The sequence below is a fragment of the Alphaproteobacteria bacterium genome, assembly GCA_040220875.1.
Lineage (GTDB): Bacteria > Pseudomonadota > Alphaproteobacteria > JAVJVX01 > JAVJVX01 > JAVJVX01.
Genome location: JAVJVX010000009.1, coordinates 416042 through 433578, shown reverse-complemented (window position 1 = coordinate 433578; position 17537 = coordinate 416042). Strand labels below are relative to the sequence as shown.

The following is a 17537-nucleotide window of genomic DNA, read 5'->3' as shown; positions in this document are numbered from 1 at the left end:
TCCGCGGTTAGCCCGGAAGGGCGGCCCGTCCCCGCCTGTCGCCCGGCGGCCCGAGGGCGGCCACCAGGTCGCTCAGATAGGTGAGCGGCGTAACCCGGATCCCGTCGGCCATCTTTTTGCCGTTCTTGTTCTTGGGTGCCCAGGCCTGGGTGAAACCCAGCCGGGCGGCTTCGAGGAGTCGGGCATCGGCCTGTCCAACGGCCCGGATCTCGCCGGCGAGCCCGATCTCGCCGAAAACCACCGCGTCGGGCGGGACCGGCCTGCCAGCGGCGGCCGAAACAAGCGCGGCGGCCACGGCGAGATCGGCCGCGGGTTCTGAAATCCGGAGGCCGCCGGCCACGTTGAGGTATACGTCCTGACCGGAAAATCCCAGCCCGCAGCGCGTATCCAGCACCGCCAGGATCATGGAAAGCCGGTTGGAATCCCAGCCCACCACGGCGCGCCGCGGGGTCCCGAGCGGCGAGGGGGCCACCAGGGCCTGGATTTCCACCAGAACCGGGCGGGTGCCCTCGATCCCGGCAAAAACCGCCGCTCCGGGAACGTCGTCGTGGCGCTCGGCCAACAGCAGCGAGGACGGGTTTGCCACGCCTTCGAGCCCGCCTGCCGTCATCTCGAAAACGCCAATTTCATTGGCCGGGCCGAAGCGGTTCTTGACCGAACGCAGGATACGGAAATGATGGCCCCGCTCGCCCTCGAAATAGAGAACGGTGTCGACCATATGCTCCAGCACCTTGGGACCGGCGATGGTGCCTTCCTTGGTGACGTGGCCCACGAGCAGGAGCGTGAGGCCCCGCTGCTTGGCGAGTTTGATCAGGCTTTGCGCCGATCCACGGACCTGGCCCACAGTGCCGGGCGCGGAATCGAGCGCATCCACAAACATCGTCTGGATCGAATCGATCACCACCACCTTCGGACCGTCAGGCCCTTCGATACCGGCAATGATGTCCTCGACCCGTGTGGCCGCCGCAAGTTCGAGCGGCGCGTCGGCCAGTCCCAGCCGGCTCGCGCGCATGCGGATCTGGCCGATCGCCTCCTCGCCCGAGATGTAGGCGACCGGCACCTGGCGGGAGAGGGCGGCGGCGGCCTGAAGCATCAGGGTGGATTTTCCGATACCGGGATCGCCGCCGATCAGGATGGCGGAGCCGGCGATGAGCCCGCCGCCGGTCACGCGATCGAACTCATCGAGCCCGGATTTGAGACGCGGAGGATTTTCGGATGCGCCGGTCAGCTTGGTGAACTGTATGGCCTTGCCGCGCGCGCGTCGGGTAGCGCCTTTCGGCGTCATGTCGACACCGGTTTCCTCGGCCATGGTGTTCCACGCGCCACAGGCCTCGCAGCGCCCCGCCCATTTTGGAGCCGTGGCGCCGCATTGCTGGCAGACGTAAAGCGTGGCACCTCTAGCCATGGCCACCCGGAAAGTGGGACACGGAGCCAATAAATGGGGTCAAGCGCGGACCTTCATCTGGATCGGGCCTTCCCCCCGGCCGTGGATGAACTGATCCACATGGGCATCGCCGCTATTGTCGATTTCGCGCATCGGGCCGTGCCAGATGATCTTGCCCTCATACAGCATGGCGAGCTTGTCGCCGATCGTTCGGGCGCTGGCCATGTCATGGGTGATCGACAAGGCCGTGCTGCCCAGATCCCGCACGCACTTGACGATCAGGCGGTTGATGACATCGGCCATAATCGGGTCAAGGCCAGTCGTTGGCTCGTCGAAGAAGATGATCTCGGGCTCGGCCGCGATGGCCCGCGCCAGGGCGACGCGCTTTTGCATGCCGCCCGAGAGCTCGGCCGGGAAAAGGTCGGCCACCTCGGGCTGGAGGCCCACATCGGCCAGCTTGGCGACCGCGATCTCGCGCGCCGCCTGGCGCGACATGCCCTCACCCGCGATCAGGCCAAATCCGACATTCTCCCAGACCGGCAGGCTGTCGAAGAGCGCGCCGCCCTGGAAAAGCATGCCGAACTTCCGCAGGACGCGGGCGCGGTCAGGCCCCTTGAGGTCGAGGATATTTTCGCCGTCGATCTCGATCGTGCCGGCATCAGGCTCGATGATGCCGAGGACGCATTTGATCAGCACGGACTTGCCCGATCCCGACCCTCCGATGACCACCAGAGATTCGCGGGGCATGACGTCGAGGTCGAGGCCGGCCAGGACTTCCTTGTTGCCGAACGCCTTTTTCAGACCGCGAATCGAGATTTTTGGTGTCGTCATCTGTCGCCCTAACGCGCGAAGAACAATTCGGTGATCAGGTAGTTGAAGGAGAGGATCAGGATCGAGGCGGAGACCACGGCCGCCGTGGTCGCCGCGCCCACCCCTTGGGCACCGCCGCGCGAGTGAAAGCCGTGATAACAGCCCATCAGCGCAATGATAAAGCCAAAAACCGCCGCCTTCACCAGGCCCGAGACCACGTCCATCGTCTCCATGAAATCGATCGTGTTGCGCATATAGGTGGCGGCGTTGAAGTCCAACTTGTAGACGCTGACCAGATAGCCGCCGAAGACGCCGATGATATCGGCCACGAGGACGAGAAGCGGCAGCATCGTCAGCCCGGCGAGCAGCCGGGGCACGACAAGATATTTATAGGGGTCGGTGGAAAGCGTCGTCAGGGCATCGACCTGCTCGGTCACGCGCATAGTGCCGATTTCGGCCGCCATGGCCGCGCCGATGCGGCCCGCCACCATGAGCCCCGCCAGCACCGGGCCCAGTTCTCGCGTGATGGAGACCACCACCACGTTGGGAATGGCGCTTTCGGCGGAAAAGCGGGAAAACCCGGTATAGCTCTGCAGCGCCAGCACCATGCCGGTGAAGATCGCCGTCAGTCCCACGACGGGCAGGGAGTAATAGCCGATATCGATCATCTGGCGCAGCATCAGCCGCGGGTAGTAGGGCGGGCGCAGACAGTGCGACAAAGATGTGATCGTGAACTGGGTGATCCGCCCCGTGACCTCAAAAAAGCCCAGGGTGAGCCGCCCGATATTGGCGACGAACTCCATCATTCAACGCGTCTCCTCGACATAGACGCGCGTATGGCGCCGCCCCAGCGATGTCAGAATTTCGTAGGCAATGGTCCCCGCTTCGTCCGCGAGGTCGTCCACCGTGTGCGCCGGGCTGATGAGGTCCACAAAATCGCCCGGCCGGCAGGCGTGGGATGGCACCGCGGAGACGTCGAAAGTGCTCAGATCCATCGAAACTCGACCCACCAGCGGCACGCGGATTCCATTGACGAGGGCGCTTCCCCTATGGGACAGGGCGCGCGGGTAGCCGTCGCCGTAACCCACTGCGACGGTTGCAATTTTCATGGCCCCCTCGGCGCGGAATGCGGCACCGTAGCCAACGGTCTCGGGACTGTCAATCTCGCGAATTTGCAGGATTCTGGCTTTGAGATGAACCACTTGAGCGAGTTCGGCGAACCCGTTTTCCGGCCGGTCGAGCGCCGGCACCCCGCCGTAAAGCGCTATGCCCGGGCGTGTCAGATCGAAGTGAAAGGGGGCGCCCATCAGCACCCCGCCCGAGTTGGCAAGGCAGGCGGGCAACCCGGGGGTTTCGGCGACAAGTCGGGCGAACAGGGCTTGCTGGTCGTGGTTCTTGGGGTTCGCCGGTTCGTCGGCGCAGGCCAGGTGGCTGATCACGAGACAGATATTGAGCCGGTCCAGACGCGCCGGATCGCGGATCAGCTCCCGAAAGCCGGCAACTGGCAGGCCCAGCCGGTTCATCCCCGTATCGACATGGACCGCCGCCGGCAGGGTGGCGCCGGTTTTCCGCCCGCCCGGCCCCTGGGGCGGTCCCGTCCGCGCCCAGGGTTCCCAGGCCGCGATGTCGTCGAACGTGTTCAGCACCGGAACCAGCCGGTGCAGCGCCAGAAGGCCCGGCTGACCGGTCGGGCCATCAAAGACGAAGATGACGGCATCCGGCAGCAGGCGGCGCAGTGTCACGCCCTCGGCCGGGGTGGCAACGAAGAAGCGCCGGCAGCCAGCGCGCCAAAGGGCCGGCCCCACCCGTTCGATCCCCAGCCCGTAGGCGTCCGCCTTTACCACTGCGGCGGTTTCCGCGGTGCCGCTGGCGCGGCGGAGGAATGCGTAATTCCGCTTCAGCGCGTCCAGATCGATGGTGAGGATACTGCTTGCGGTCTCGCCGGACACGCGGCGGTCTGCGTCGGTACTGATGGAAGGATCAGTCTCACGCGCGGCCATGATGTGTCCGTTCCAGGCGCTAGTGGGGCGCGTCGGGCAGGCGGTCGTCCCGGACATAGTCGCTGAACTTCGTCGACGCGCCGGCGAAGTGCAGCGTGACGCGACCGACGGGCCCGTGGCGCTGCTTTGCGATGATCACCTCGGCCAGATTGTGAACCTTTTCCATGCTTTCCTGCCAGGTGGCGTGATCCGTCGTGCCGGGGCTGGGTTCCTTGCGCTCGAGGTAATATTCCTCGCGGTAAATGAACATCACCACATCGGCGTCCTGTTCGATCGAGCCGGATTCCCGGAGATCGGCCAGTTGGGGCCGCTTGTCGTCGCGCTGCTCGACGGCGCGCGAAAGCTGGGAAAGGGCCAGGACGGGCACGTTGAGTTCCTTGGCGAGCGCCTTTAGGCCCCGCGTGATATCGGAAATCTCCTGCACCCGATTGTCGGCCCGCGTCCCCACGGTCGGCCTCAGGAGTTGCAGGTAGTCGATGACCACAAGATCGAGCCCCTGTGTGCGTTTGAGGCGCCGCGCCCGGGTTCGCAAGGCCGAGACCGTCAGGGCAGGCGTATCGTCGATATGGAAGGGCAGTTGCGCGAGTTCGGCCGACGCCTGCACGAGACTCTGAAACCCGTCGGCGCTGACGTCCCCGCGGCGGATCCTGTCCGACGAGAGACCGGATTCCTCGGCGAGGATCCGCGTGGCGAGCTGTTCAGCCGACATTTCGAGGGAAAAGAATCCAACAACGCCGCCATTAACGGTTTCGGGCACGCCGTCGCGGGATTCTGTCCGGTGCGTCCTGGCCGCGTGGTAGGCGATGTTGGTGGCCAGCGCGGTCTTGCCCATCGATGGGCGGCCGGCGAGGATCACGAGATCCGAACTGTGCAACCCGCCAAGGATTCCATCGAGATCCCTGAGCCCGGTGGAAACACCCGTGAGCTGGCCATCGCGCTGATAGGCGTGTTCGGCCGCCTGGATTGCGCTTTGCAGGCTGCGCTCGAAGGTCTGGAATCCGCCCTCCACCGTGCCGGCGGTCGCGAGGTCGAACAGCCGCTGTTCGGCTGATTCGATCTGTTCCGTCGCCTGCTGTTCGATGCTCGTTTCGAAGGCTTCGTTGACCACATCCTCGCCAAGCGCGATGAGCTGCCGGCGCAGGTAGAGGTCGTGGATCGTCCGGCCGTAATCGGCCGCGTTGATGACCGTGACCGCGCTGGCTGCCAGGCGGGCGAGATATTTCTGTCCACCGATTTTCGACAGTTCGCCGTCTGTCTCGAAAAAGCCTTTCAGCGTGACCGGGTTGGCGAGCTGGCCGCGCGCGATCAGCTGCATGGCGGCCGCGAAAATGCGGCCATGCACGGGATCGGCGAAATGCTCGGGCTGAAGGAAATCCGAAACCCGGTCAAAGGCCGCGTTGCGCACCAGGATCGCCCCGAGAAGCGCCTGCTCCGCTTCGTAGTTGTGCGGCAGGACCCTGTAGTCGGTTTCGTCCTTCGCGCGTTCATGGAGAGAGACGGTAATGGAGCTGTTGTCGCTGGGCATGGGGCGACTTTATCAGAACGTTTCCCGGGCGCGACCTAAATTCCCGGGCGCGACCTAAATTTATGGATCTAAAGTTATCCCCGCTTTCCACGGGATTGAAACTCAGGCTGCTGCGCTGGCGCCTGGTTCGCTGATCTCGCGCTCGCGGTCCACCATGTATTCGCGGGTAATCGGCAGCGTTGTGATGTCGCGGGTCAGTTGAAGTTGAAAGACCATGAGCCCGTCATAACGGAACCCGACCTCGCTGGCGGCAAGGTAGAACTCCCACATGCGACAGAAGCGCTGGTCATAAAGCGCTTCGATCTTGTCCCGATTTGCCAGGAAGCGCCGGCGCCACTCGTTCAGGGTCTCGGCGTAATGCAGGCGAAGAATTTCGATATCGGTGACAAAGAGGCCGGCGCGCTCCACGGCGGCAAGGGTCTCTGACAAGGCCGGGACGTAGCCGCCGGGGAAAATATATTTCTGGATCCAGGGGTTCGTGTCGCCCGGCGGGTCCAGGCGGCCGATCGAGTGGAGCACCATCACGCCGTCTTCGCTCAGCAGGTCCCGGACCTTCCGGAAGAAAACGTCATAGAATGGCGCGCCGACATGCTCGAACATACCGACGGAGACGATCCGGTCAAAGGGTCCCTCGATCTCGCGGTAGTCCTTGAGTTCGAACCGGAGTCGGCCGGAGATGCCGTGCTTTTCCGCCCGTTCGCGGGCGACGGCGAGTTGTTCGGAGGAGAGGGTGATGCCCGTGGCGGTGACGTCGAACCGTTCGGCCATGTAGAGCGCGAGGCCGCCCCAGCCCGCACCGATATCGAGGAGGGTCTGCCCCGGCCGCAGGTCGAGCTTGGCGGCCAGGTGATGCTTCTTGTCCAGCTGTGCCTCCTCCAGCGTGCTCTCGGGAGAGCGAAAATAGGCGCAGGAGTATTGCCGGTCGTCATCCAGAAACAATCTGTAGAGCTCGCCCGACAGGTCGTAATGATGCGCGACGTTACGGCGCGCCCGGCGGGTCCAGTTCCGCTGAGCCAGGGGACGCGCCAGCGTGCCCAGTCCACGCCCGAGAGGGCTCATCCAGCCGAGATCCGCCGCCTGCTGGTTGCGGATCAGGAGTCCCAGCAAGTCGTAGATCGATCCGCCGTCTTCGACTGTCAGGGTGCCATCCATATAGGCTTCGCCGAATGCGAGCCGAGGGCGCAGGGCGAGCCGATGGTGGAGGCTCGGGTCGTGCAGCCTGATCCTGACGTGCGGCCCCGAGGTGTTGCCGTCGAAAACATGACGGCGGCCGCGCGCGTCCTCAACGGTCAGCCGACCGGTCGTGATCAGTCGATCGAAAAGCGCTTTTGCCAACATCGTCCTGCCCCGGCATTGTGCGTCTTCGCCCGTGTCATTCTGGCGGAGTTGCCGGGGCGTTGTCACTACCGGGAAAGGGCCGAAAAAAACGGGGCCCGACGGGCCCCGCTTCCACCAATGCGCTGGTGAATACCTATTCCGAAGGTGTCTCTACCGCCAGAGAGCCGGATTCCGGCTTTTCAGCCATTTCCGCCTCCTCTTCGCTCTCGACCGTTTCGCCCACGGCGTTGATCACCTCGCCCCGGCGCTGGCGCGCCGCCTCGTCCTCGGATCGGGCCACATTGACGTGCACTGTGACCTTGACCTCGGGATGCAGTGCAACAGCCACATCGGTGATGCCGAGCGTCTTGATGAGCTGATTGAGGTCGATCTGGCGCCGGGCCACGGTAAAACCGGCCTCGATCAGCGCATCGGCGATATCTCTTGTGGTGACCGAGCCGTAAAGCTGGCCGGTATCGCCGGCCTGGCGAATAAGTGTGACGTCGAGCCCGTCGAGCTTCTGGCCGACGGTTTCGGCTTCCTTGCGCCGATCCAGGTTTACAGCCTCGAGCTGGGTCCGCTGGGTCTCGAAATAGGCGATGTTTTCCTTGGTGGCCCTGAGCGCCTTCTTTTCCGGCAACAGGTAGTTGCGTGCAAAGCCGGGCTTGACCCTGACGACATCGCCCATCTGGCCAAGTTTTTCCACGCGCTCCAGAAGAATGACTTCCATGATCCTAGTCTCCTTTTATTCAGACGCGCTGGGTGCCAGCCAGTCGCGAAGCCGGGTCCATTGATCGACCAGCCCCAACAGGGCAAAAACCACGCAGATCCAAAACAACGTCTGGCCGAAGCCGTACTCGATTGCCAGCATGAACACCGCCGCCACGACGATCGCGGGGATCAGCGCCAGCCGGGGCAACCGGCCGAGGCCGAGGGACGCGACATACAGTCCCATGATGAAATACGGTACCGCCAGCACCAGGACCGCGTTCTGGGCAAAATATTGCAGCGCACCGCCCGCCAGCAGGCCCGCCACAGCGCTTGCCCCCAGCAGTAGCGCCAGCGCCCGCGGCAGCCGCGTATCCGACAGCGTCGGGCTGGGCCGCAAATTCCGGCCCAGGCGTTTGACGATCCCCTGGGCCAGGGCTGCATTTATCAGATGCATCGCCAGCCAGAAAACCGCCGCCAAGCCCGGAAACAGGGCCACGAGGCGGGTCAGGGTGTTCGCCTGCAAGTCGGTGCCCCGCGCCTCGAGTTGGCTCGCGACGCTGAACACGAAATCCGAAACCATCCCCCGGACTCCCGCCGAATGTCCGAAACCCTGGGCCAGCGCGAGGGCCAGCACGATCAGGGTGGCGAGGCTGGTCACCATCAGGAGCCGGTCGGCCGGGAACCAGGACACCGCTCCCCCTGAAGCGGCGCGCCGGCGCAGGGAGAGGGCTACCAGCCCCGCGGCCGGGACGCCGAAGCCAAGCGCCATGAAGGCGCTGAAGCCGGTCCCGGTTAGGAGCGTGGTCGCTGCTGCCGCCACCAGAGCGGCAACCAGTGCAGTTACCGATCCCAGAGACAGGCCTACCGTCAGGATAGGCAGGGGCGAAAAATACGCCAAGAGCAGACCCCCTGTCGGGCTTACCAGAACGAGGAGTTGGAGGATCGCCGCGGTCAGCCCGGCTGCCGACGCCCAGAGGACCGATCGACCCACCGCCGCCGCCCGGTCAGTTCACCATGTACGGCATCAGTGCCAGAAAGCGCGCCCGCTTGATGGCCCGCGCCAGTTCGCGCTGCTTCTTGACCGAAACCGCCGAGATTCGGCTGGGCACGATCTTGCCCCGTTCCGAGACGTAGCGGCTAAGCAACTTCGTATCCTTGTAATCGATCTTCGGCGCGCTCGGGCCCGAGAATGGGCAGCTCTTGCGGCGCCGGAAAAACGGTCGCCGTCCGCCGCTGGGGTTACCGCCTTGTGCCATCAGGACTCTCCCTGCCTGTCGCTGCGCTCGCCGCGATCCCGGCGTCCACCGCGATCCCCGCGATCCCGGTCACGATCCCCGCGATCCCGGTCACGGTCCCCGCGATCCCGGTCACCCCGATCGCGCTCCTCGCGCCGTTCCTTGGCGCGCAGCATCGGAGACGGGCCGTCCTCCAGCTCGTCGACGCGTACGGTGAGGTAGCGGAGCACGTCTTCGTCGAGCCGCATCTGCCGTTCCATCTCATGGACGGCGGGGGCCGGCGCATCGATGTTGAGCAGCACGTAGTGGCCCTTCCGGTTTTTCTTGATCCGGTAGGCGAGGTTTCGGAGACCCCAGTTCTCGCACTTCTTGACTTTTCCCTCGCCTTCTTCGAGGACCGCCGTGAACCGGTCCACGAGGGCATCGACGGCCGAGGACGAGACGTCCTGCCGCGCGATGAGCACGGTTTCGTAATATGCCAATTTGTAACTCCCTTTGGCTGTTCCGTGGCCCGGCGCTGCGGCAGGCATGGGAGCCGTGCCGGTCAGCCGCCCGGGCCTATCCGAGCCCGAAGACCCGGAAAGGAGCGGAGCCGGGACTATACACAAAAGCCCCGGCCCGGCAACCGGTGAAACAGCGCCGATTCTCTTCCGGCCCGGGCCGGGCCGGCGGTTCCGACGATCACCTTCACGGCGATCTCGGCCATGCCGCTTGACTTGGCGCGGACAGCGGGTAAGACCGGGCGCGGTCAAACCGGTCGAGGGACAGGGTAGGGGGCGCATGAGATGACGAGAGCACTGGTGTTTCCGGGCCAGGGGTCGCAGGCAATCGGCATGGGTGCCGATCTGGCCCGGGCCTATCCGGCAGCCAAGGCGGTTTTCGACGAGGTCGACGAGGCGCTCGGCGAGGCCCTCAGTCGGATCATCGCGGCCGGACCCGAGGATCAACTGACCCTGACCCGCAATGCCCAGCCCGCTCTGATGGCGGTGAGTCTCGCCGTTTTCCGCGTGATCGAGGACCGGACCGGCCGGACCCTCGACCAGTTGGCCAGCTTCGTGGCAGGGCATTCCCTGGGCGAGTATTCGGCCCTCGCCGCCGCGGGCGCCCTGAGCGTCTCCGACACGGCGCGGCTTCTGCGCCGGCGGGGCGAGGCGATGCAGCGTGCGGTGCCGGTGGGCGAGGGGGCGATGGCCGCCCTGATGGGGCTCGATTTCGCCGCTGCCCAGGAAATTGCCGCGGCGGCGGCGGCACGAACGGGCGGCGTCTGTCAGGCGGCCAACGACAACGCGCCGGGTCAGGTGGTGATCAGTGGCGCCAGCGCTGCCGTGCAGGCGGCCATCGATATCGCCGGGGAAAAAGGGGCCAAGCGGGCGGTGCTTCTGCCGGTCAGCGCTCCTTTCCATTGTGCCCTGATGGCGCCCGCGGCCGAGGAGATGCGAGAAGCCCTGGCCGAGGTCACGGTCCGGGCGCCGGTGGTGCCCCTCGTCGCCAACGTCACTGCCGCGCCTGTGACGGATCCGGTCGAGATCCGCGAATTGCTGGTCCGCCAGGTTACCGGTACCGTGCGCTGGCGCGAAAGTGTGGCGTGGCTGGTGGCCGAAGGGGTCGGGGAATTGGTCGAAGTCGGCGCCGGCAAGGTGCTGGCGGGGCTGGCGCGCCGGATCGATCGGTCGCTCGGGGCCCGGACCGTGGCCACGCCCGAGGACCTCGACGCATTCCTGGCGACGCTTTGAAGGGAAGTCATCATGTTCGGGCTTGAGGGAAGTACGGCGCTGGTGACCGGCGCATCGGGTGGAATCGGGGCCGCGATCGCGCGCGCCTTGCATGGGCAGGGCGCGCGGGTGGTCCTGGCGGGCCGCCGGCAAGAGGCGCTCGATACCCTGGCCGCCGAACTGGGAGAGGGCGCTTATGTGGCGGTGGCCGATCTTGGCGAACCTGGCGCGCCGGCGGCCCTGGTCGAGGAAGCGAGGAAGCTGGCCGACGGACCCGATATACTCGTGAACAATGCGGGGTTGACGCGCGATAATCTGGCGCTGCGCATGAAGGATGCCGAATGGCAGGAAGTGATCGATGTCAACCTGACCGCGTCGTTCCAGCTGTGCCGGGCGTCCTTGCGCGGCATGATGAAAAATCGGTGGGGACGGATTATCTCGATCACCTCCATCGTCGGCACCACCGGGAATCCCGGGCAGGCGAATTACGCGGCGAGCAAGGCGGGGCTTGTCGGCATGTCGAAATCGCTCGCCCAGGAGGTGGCCAGCCGCGGTATTACGGTCAATTGCGTGGCGCCGGGCTTTATAGAGACCGCGATGACCGACGCCCTGGGTGACGAGCAGAAAGCGAAACTCGTGGCGGCGATTCCCTCGGCGTCGCTTGGCACGCCAGAGGACGTGGCGGCCTGCGTGACGTTTCTGGCCTCGCGGGAGGCCGCCTACGTGACCGGCCAGACACTTCACGTCAATGGCGGTATGGCCATGATTTAAGGACCGAATCCGGCGCATCGCGAGACTTCGGGCCATGCTGGTCAACGGTGATAAAGTGTGTTACGTACCGAAAACACTGACTTGCTGCGCCGGCCCGAAATGGCGCATAAACAACAACTCGTTATATCCAATTCCCTACTCAATCATCCTGAAATAAGCGGGTTTTCAAAAAGATGAGCGACGTCGCCGAGCGAGTAAAAAAGATCGTTGTGGACCACCTTGGAGTCGATGAAGCCAAGGTCGCCCCGAATGCCAGCTTCATCGACGACCTCGGGGCGGACAGCCTCGACACCGTCGAACTGGTCATGGCCTTCGAGGAAGAGTTCGGGTGCGAAATCCCCGACGACGCGGCTGAAAAAATCGTCACTGTCAAGGACGCGGTCGATTACATCGAGCAGAAGTCCTGACCGGTCGCCCCGGCGCAGGCTTGCCTCGGGGTACGGTCTCATCCTGTAGAGTTAGCAGACGATCGCTGGAACCATGAAACGCGTCGTCGTCACCGGAATGGGTATCGTGAGCCCGCTCGGAGTCGGTATCAAACCGACCTGGGAGCGGCTGACCGCGGGCCGTTCCGGAATCCGCGCAATCCAGTCCTTTGATGTCTCCGATCTGCCCTCGAAGATTGCGGGTCAGGTGCCCACGGGCGACACGGCGGAGGGGCTTTTCAATGCGGATGACTGGGTCGGCCCGAAGGACCGGCGCAAGATGGACCAGTTCATCCTCTACGCCATGGCGGCAGCGCAACAGGCGGTGGAAGATTCGGGCTGGACGCCCGAAGGCGAGGATGATCGCGAACGCACCGGCGTGATGATCGGGTCGGGCATCGGCGGCCTGCCGGGTCTCTACGACGGCTTCGTGACCCTTTACGAAAAAGGGCCCAAGCGCATGTCGCCCTTCTTCATTCCTTCCTGCCTGATCAATCTTGCCTCCGGCTTTGTCTCGATAAAATACGGCTTCAAGGGACCCAACCACTCTGTCGTCACGGCGTGCTCCACGGGTGCGCACGCGATCGGCGATGCCTCACGCCTTATCCAGTTCGGTGACGCCGACGTCATGGTGGCCGGGGGGACCGAAGCGGCGATCTGCCGGATCGGCATCGCCGGGTTCGCGGCCGCGCGGGCGCTGTCGACCGGGTTCAACGATACACCGGAAAGAGCATCGCGCCCGTGGGACCGGGACCGGGACGGGTTCGTCATGGGCGAGGGGGCGGGCGTCGTCGTCCTCGAGGAGTTGGAGCACGCCAAGGCGCGCGGCGCCCAAATTTATGCGGAGATCGTAGGCTACGGCATGTCGGGCGACGCCTATCACATCACGGCGCCAGCCGAGGACGGCAATGGCGGCTACCGCTCCATGCGCAACGCGCTCAGAAGCGCCAACCTGTCGCCGGCCGATATCGATTATGTCAACGCGCACGGCACATCGACACCGCTGGGTGACGAGATCGAGCTCGGGGCCGTCCGCCGGCTGTTCGGCGACAGCGCGAAAGATATCTCGATGTCGTCCACCAAATCGGCCATTGGCCATATGCTCGGTGCGGCGGGCGCGGTCGAATCGATCTTTTCGATTATGGCCATTACCACTCAGACGGTGCCGCCTACGATCAATCTGGAGAATCCCTGCGAGGGCAGCGACGGGATTGATCTGGTCCCACGGGAAGCCCGCGAGCGACCGGTCCGTCGTGCGCTTTCCAACTCCTTCGGATTCGGCGGCACCAACGCGACCGTCATCTTTCAGGCCGCCCCGTAGGCGTCTCGCCAGGGGGCGGCTGCAATGCGGCGTTATCTTCCCGGACTGGTCATCGCGGCGGCCGTGCTGGCGGTTGCCGCCGGTTGCCTGGGCGCCGCGCTGGCGCTGGTTTACCGCGACGGGCCGGCACGGGAAGAAATCACCCTGATCGTTCCTAAAGGGGCCACCCTGCGCGCCACGGCGTCGTTGCTTGGGACCCATGGCGTAATCCGCCAGCCGGCGCTCTTCCAGGCCTATGCGCGGCTTGCCGGGGCCAGCGGGGCCCTCAAGGCGGGCGAATACGCGTTCCCGCCCGGCACCAGCATGTACGATGCGCTGGCCCGGCTGGTCGCCGGAGACGTCGTGCTGCGTCAGTTGACGGTACCCGAAGGCCTGTCGGTGAACCAGGTCCTCACCCTCCTGGCCGAGGCGCCCGGCCTGATCGGAGATCCGGGCGAGGACGTGGCCGAGGGAAGCCTTCTGCCTGAAACCTACCACTACACCCATGGAGACGACCGCCGGGAGCTCGTCCGCAGGATGCAGGCGGCGATGACGGCCACGCTGGCGGAGCTTTGGGAGTCGCGGGCCGAGGGTGTACCGCTCGCCTCCCCGGCCGAAGCGCTGATCCTGGCGTCGATCGTGGAAAAGGAGACGGGCCTCGCTCACGAGCGCCCCCTGGTCGCCGGGGTTTTCGTAAACCGGCTGCGGGCCGGCCTGCCGTTGCAATCGGATCCTACGGTGGCCTATGTCGTAAGCGGCGGCAACGGCGTGCTCGACCGTCCCCTGACGCGCACTGATCTCGGGACAGAGAGCCCCTACAACACCTATCGCCGCCGGGGCCTCCCGCCCGGCCCCATCGCCAACCCCGGACGCGCGGCCATCGCGGCCGTGCTCGACCCGGCCAATACGGACGCCCTGTATTTCGTGGCGGACGGGACGGGTGGCCATGCCTTCGCGCGCGACCTCGAGAGCCATAACCGCAATGTCCGTGCCTGGCGGCGCTGGCAGCGCGAGCAGCGTCAGTCGGCCGACTGAATATCGATCGCGGGTGGCTTGCGTGCGCCCCGATGAACGAGGACATCGGTAAGCCCGGCCGGCAGGCTGGCCATCAGCCAGACAAGTGCCGCCATGGGCCAGGGGAAGGTAATCCGGGACCTGTTGCGCGCGAGCCGGCGTCGGATAAGCCGGGCCGCGCGCTCCGCCGGCATCAGGAACGGCATGGGAAAGCTGTTGGCGGCGGTCATCCGGCTTTCGACGAAGCCGGGACAGATGACGGAGACCCGGACACCATGCGGCCGGAGGGCGCCGCGCAGCCCTTCGCCCCAGACCCGGATGGCCGCCTTGCTCGCGCAATAGGCCGGTGCCGAGGCGATGCCGCGAAAGGCGGCGAGCGAGCTCATCACCGCGACCTGGCCGCGGCCACGACCGATCATTCGGGGCAGAACCGGAAATACCGTGTTCAGAACCCCCGCCAGATTGACGTCGAAGATCCGCCGGGCCTGATCGGCCGTTTCCGCCATGCCGCTTTGGCCGCTGCCGGCCGAAATGCCGGCGTTCGCTATGACCAGGTCGAGCGGCTGATCGGCATCGATCGAATCGATCCAGCGCTGCAAGCGGCCGGCCTCGGTGACATCGAGCACCGCCAGCTCTACTTCCGCGCCCCGGTCACGGCAGGCCTCGCCAATTTCCGCCAGGCGGTCCCGGTCGCGCCCGGCCAGGGCAAGAAACACGCCTTGGGCAGCATATTCGCGGGCGAGCGCGGCGCCGATGCCGCTGCTGGCCCCGGTGATCAGGATATTACGGAGTGCGGTTTCGGGCATGGTGTGACCTCCGCCAAGGCATTTCCGGGGCCGGGGAGATTGCGCCGGCGCTTCCCTTGGCCTTCCACCGGTTGCGGGATATAACCCCCCGTCGGGGTTGATCCAGTTTTTCACATTGAGGCGCCAAGGTGTCCATCGCAAGCATGACCGGGTTTGCCCGCGCGCAGGGAACGCAGGACGGGTATAGCTGGGCCTGGGAGATACGGGCGGTCAACGCACGGGGGCTCGAGGCGCGCTTCCGCCTGCCGGCGGGGTTCGATCCGCTCGAGCCTGAATTTCGCGCCGAACTCGGCCGAAAGGTCTCGCGCGGAGCACTCAACCTGGCGCTGACCTGGCAGGGGCCGGATGGCAATATCCGCCTCAAGCTCAACGACACGGCCTTCGGCACCCTCATGGGGATCGTCGACGAGATCCGGGCGCGGGGACAGGACATCGCGCCGCCCCGCCTGGACGGGCTCCTGCAGATCAGGGGTGTGCTGGACCAACTGGACGAAAGCCCGGATCTGAGCGAGATCCTCGACGACATGGCGGCACCGGTACGGGCGTCGCTCCAGGCCGCGCTCGACGATCTGGTCGCCGCGCGCCGGGAGGAAGGCAAGCGCATTGCCGAAAAGCTTCAGGTGCTGGTGGCCAGTATCGTGGCCACCACCGAGGAGGTGGAACTCCACGCCGCCCGCCAGCCCGAACTGATCAGTACCCGACTGCTCCAGAAACTGGCCGAACTCGCGGAGACCGTCCCCGACATTCCGGAAGAACGCGTCGCCCAGGAAGCCGCGCTTCAGGCGACCAAGGCCGATGTGCGCGAGGAGATTGACCGGCTCAAGGCTCATCTCGCCTCGCTCGAGGACCTCCTGGGCGCGGGCGGCGCGGTCGGGCGCCGGCTCGATTTTCTGTGCCAGGAGCTCAACCGCGAGGCCAACACGATCTGCTCGAAATCGGCCGACTTGAAACTTACCCAGGCGGGGCTCGCCCTCAAGGCCTTCATCGAGCAGTTCCGCGAACAGGTCCAGAATATAGAGTGACGCCCATGACACGACCTCACATCGGCCGCCGTGGCTTCATGCTGGTTTTCTCCTCGCCCTCGGGTGCCGGCAAGACGACCATTTCGCGTCGCATCCTCGAAAGCCACGACAATATCGACATGTCGATCTCCGTCACGACCCGGCCGCGCCGGCCGGGTGAGGTCGCCGGCAAGGATTATATTTTTGTCGACGGGCCGACTTTCCAGGAAATGCGCGACAAGGGCGAGTTTCTCGAATGGGCCAAGGTCTTCGATCACTATTACGGCACGCCGCGCAGCCCGATTCAGTCGGCGCTCGATGACGGGCGGATCGTCATCTTTGATATCGACTGGCAGGGCACGCAGCAACTTCTGGACACAAAGGCCAGCGCCGATCTGGTGACTATCTTCATCCTGCCGCCCTCGACGCGCGAGCTGGAGCGCCGCCTGCAGGGGCGCGCCCAGGACACGGATGATGTCGTCGCCCGCCGCATGGCGAAGGCTCCGGAGGAGCTAAGCCACTGGGCGGAATATGGTTACATCGTCATCAATGACGATCTCGATGCCTGTCTGCGCGACGTGCAGGCAATTTTGCGGGCCGAGATGCTCAAGCGCGGCCGCCAGCCGGGTCTGGCCGAGTTTGTCAAATCCCTGATCGCGGGACAGTAGCGCTCAAAGGCTCAGGGTGGTCGCCAGCCGCGCGAGACGACAGAAATCCTCGATGGTGAGACGCTCGGCGCGGGTTTCGGGATCGATCCCGGCCGCCTCGGCCGCGCGGATCAGTTCGGTCGCGGCGGGGCCGAGTGTTGTCAGGCTGCGTCGGATCATCTTGCGCCGCTGATTGAAGGCGGCCGCAACAATCTTCTCCATCAGCCGGGGATCGGCTTCGGGATAAGTCCCGGCCGGGCGTGGCACGAACGACACGATGCTTGAGGTCACCTTGGGCGGGGGGACGAAGGCCTTGGGCGAGACATCGAACAGTTTCTCCGCCCGCCAGCGCCAGTTGGCGATCACGCCAAGCCGCCCCCAGGCCCGGCCGCCGGGGCTCGCGGTCAGGCGGTCGGCGACTTCCTTCTGGAACATCAGGGTCAGGCGCTCGAAGGCCTCGGGCGTGGCCAGCCAGCCGATCAGAAGAGGCGTCGCGATATTGTAGGGGAGGTTGGCGACGATCTGGCGCGGCGCCGTCCCCGTGCTGGCCGCGGGGAAGCCGAGAGCGTCGCCCGCGATCAGGACAAGGCGCCCGTCCGCCGCGGTCTCGAGCTCGCCCAGGGCGGTCAGGCACCGCGGGTCGCGCTCCACGGCGACGACCTGCCGAACCGCTGTTTCGAGGAGCGCGCGGGTAAGCCCGCCCGGTCCCGGCCCGATTTCGATCACCGTGCGATCTGTCAGATCACCGGCCGCCGCCGCGATCCGGCGCGTCAGGTTAAGATCGAGGAGAAAATTCTGTCCCAGTTGCCTCAGCGCCCGCAGATCGTACCGACGGATTACGTCGCGCAGGGGCGGCAACTCGGGAAGCCGGCTCATGGG

The 17537-nt window shown here is 65.5% G+C and carries 19 protein-coding genes; 7 read left to right on the top strand and 12 right to left on the bottom strand.

All coding sequences use genetic code 11. The features are described from left to right. Nucleotides 1–7: 7 nt before the first annotated feature. The 10 genes from radA to rpsF form a co-directional block, all read right to left on the bottom strand. Nucleotides 8–1405, bottom strand: coding sequence for a DNA repair protein RadA (gene radA, locus RLQ26_11520; GenBank protein MEQ9089352.1), 1398 nt, complete (start codon nucleotides 1403–1405; stop codon nucleotides 8–10). A gap of 39 nt (nucleotides 1406–1444) precedes the next feature. After that, complete coding sequence (locus RLQ26_11515) at nucleotides 1445–2215, bottom strand: ATP-binding cassette domain-containing protein (protein MEQ9089351.1); 771 nt, start codon at nucleotides 2213–2215, stop codon at nucleotides 1445–1447. Between the two features lie 8 nt (nucleotides 2216–2223). Beyond that, nucleotides 2224–2997, bottom strand: coding sequence for an ABC transporter permease (locus tag RLQ26_11510; protein MEQ9089350.1), 774 nt, complete (start codon nucleotides 2995–2997; stop codon nucleotides 2224–2226). Between the two features lie 3 nt (nucleotides 2998–3000). Next, nucleotides 3001–4194 (bottom strand): alanine racemase, encoded by a 1194-nt coding sequence (gene alr, locus RLQ26_11505; GenBank protein ID MEQ9089349.1) that lies wholly within the window; start codon nucleotides 4192–4194, stop codon nucleotides 3001–3003. A gap of 19 nt (nucleotides 4195–4213) precedes the next feature. Next, entirely contained in the window at nucleotides 4214–5719 is a 1506-nt protein-coding gene (locus RLQ26_11500) for a replicative DNA helicase (GenBank protein MEQ9089348.1), read from the bottom strand. 102 nt (nucleotides 5720–5821) lie between these two features. Beyond that, entirely contained in the window at nucleotides 5822–7057 is a 1236-nt protein-coding gene (locus RLQ26_11495; GenBank protein ID MEQ9089347.1) for a cyclopropane-fatty-acyl-phospholipid synthase family protein, read from the bottom strand. Between the two features lie 133 nt (nucleotides 7058–7190). Then, nucleotides 7191–7766 carry a 50S ribosomal protein L9 gene (gene rplI / locus RLQ26_11490; protein ID MEQ9089346.1) on the bottom strand — a complete coding sequence of 192 codons (576 nt, stop codon included), beginning with the start codon at nucleotides 7764–7766 and terminating at the stop codon, nucleotides 7191–7193. 15 nt (nucleotides 7767–7781) lie between these two features. After that, nucleotides 7782–8738: a DUF2232 domain-containing protein gene (locus tag RLQ26_11485; protein MEQ9089345.1), complete on the bottom strand. Its 957-nt coding sequence runs from the start codon at nucleotides 8736–8738 to the stop codon at nucleotides 7782–7784. Between the two features lie 13 nt (nucleotides 8739–8751). Next, entirely contained in the window at nucleotides 8752–9003 is a 252-nt protein-coding gene (gene rpsR, locus RLQ26_11480; GenBank protein ID MEQ9089344.1) for a 30S ribosomal protein S18, read from the bottom strand. Further along, a complete protein-coding gene (gene rpsF, locus RLQ26_11475) occupies nucleotides 9003–9464 on the bottom strand; it encodes a 30S ribosomal protein S6 (protein MEQ9089343.1) in 462 nt (153 codons plus the stop codon). Before rpsF ends, rpsR begins: the two co-directional genes overlap by 1 nt. A gap of 303 nt (nucleotides 9465–9767) precedes the next feature. On the opposite strand from rpsF, the gene fabD reads away from it, so the two are divergent. From fabD to mltG, 5 genes are all read left to right on the top strand, one after another. Beyond that, nucleotides 9768–10715, top strand: a complete 948-nt coding sequence (gene fabD / locus RLQ26_11470; GenBank protein ID MEQ9089342.1) for an ACP S-malonyltransferase — start codon at nucleotides 9768–9770, stop codon at nucleotides 10713–10715. A gap of 12 nt (nucleotides 10716–10727) precedes the next feature. Beyond that, nucleotides 10728–11465: a 3-oxoacyl-[acyl-carrier-protein] reductase gene (fabG, locus tag RLQ26_11465; protein ID MEQ9089341.1), complete on the top strand. Its 738-nt coding sequence runs from the start codon at nucleotides 10728–10730 to the stop codon at nucleotides 11463–11465. 173 nt (nucleotides 11466–11638) lie between these two features. Further along, on the top strand, nucleotides 11639–11872 hold the full coding sequence (locus RLQ26_11460; GenBank protein ID MEQ9089340.1) for an acyl carrier protein: 234 nt from the start codon (nucleotides 11639–11641) through the stop codon (nucleotides 11870–11872). A gap of 73 nt (nucleotides 11873–11945) precedes the next feature. Then, nucleotides 11946–13211: a beta-ketoacyl-ACP synthase II gene (gene fabF / locus RLQ26_11455; GenBank protein ID MEQ9089339.1), complete on the top strand. Its 1266-nt coding sequence runs from the start codon at nucleotides 11946–11948 to the stop codon at nucleotides 13209–13211. Nucleotides 13212–13235: 24 nt separating this feature from the next. Beyond that, on the top strand, nucleotides 13236–14225 hold the full coding sequence (mltG, locus tag RLQ26_11450) for an endolytic transglycosylase MltG (protein ID MEQ9089338.1): 990 nt from the start codon (nucleotides 13236–13238) through the stop codon (nucleotides 14223–14225). On the opposite strand, the gene RLQ26_11445 is transcribed toward mltG, so the two are convergent. Beyond that, nucleotides 14210–15010, bottom strand: a complete 801-nt coding sequence (locus RLQ26_11445; GenBank protein MEQ9089337.1) for an SDR family NAD(P)-dependent oxidoreductase — start codon at nucleotides 15008–15010, stop codon at nucleotides 14210–14212. The genes mltG and RLQ26_11445 overlap by 16 nt on opposite strands. 128 nt (nucleotides 15011–15138) lie before the next feature. On the opposite strand from RLQ26_11445, the gene RLQ26_11440 reads away from it, so the two are divergent. Together RLQ26_11440 and gmk are read left to right on the top strand one after the other, a co-directional pair. Beyond that, on the top strand, nucleotides 15139–16032 hold the full coding sequence (locus tag RLQ26_11440; GenBank protein ID MEQ9089336.1) for a YicC/YloC family endoribonuclease: 894 nt from the start codon (nucleotides 15139–15141) through the stop codon (nucleotides 16030–16032). A 5-nt stretch (nucleotides 16033–16037) separates the two neighbouring features. Continuing rightward, nucleotides 16038–16679: a guanylate kinase gene (gmk, locus tag RLQ26_11435; GenBank protein ID MEQ9089335.1), complete on the top strand. Its 642-nt coding sequence runs from the start codon at nucleotides 16038–16040 to the stop codon at nucleotides 16677–16679. A 3-nt stretch (nucleotides 16680–16682) separates the two neighbouring features. On the opposite strand, the gene rsmA is transcribed toward gmk, so the two are convergent. After that, nucleotides 16683–17534, bottom strand: a complete 852-nt coding sequence (gene rsmA, locus RLQ26_11430; GenBank protein ID MEQ9089334.1) for a 16S rRNA (adenine(1518)-N(6)/adenine(1519)-N(6))-dimethyltransferase RsmA — start codon at nucleotides 17532–17534, stop codon at nucleotides 16683–16685. Nucleotides 17535–17537: the final 3 nt, after the last annotated feature.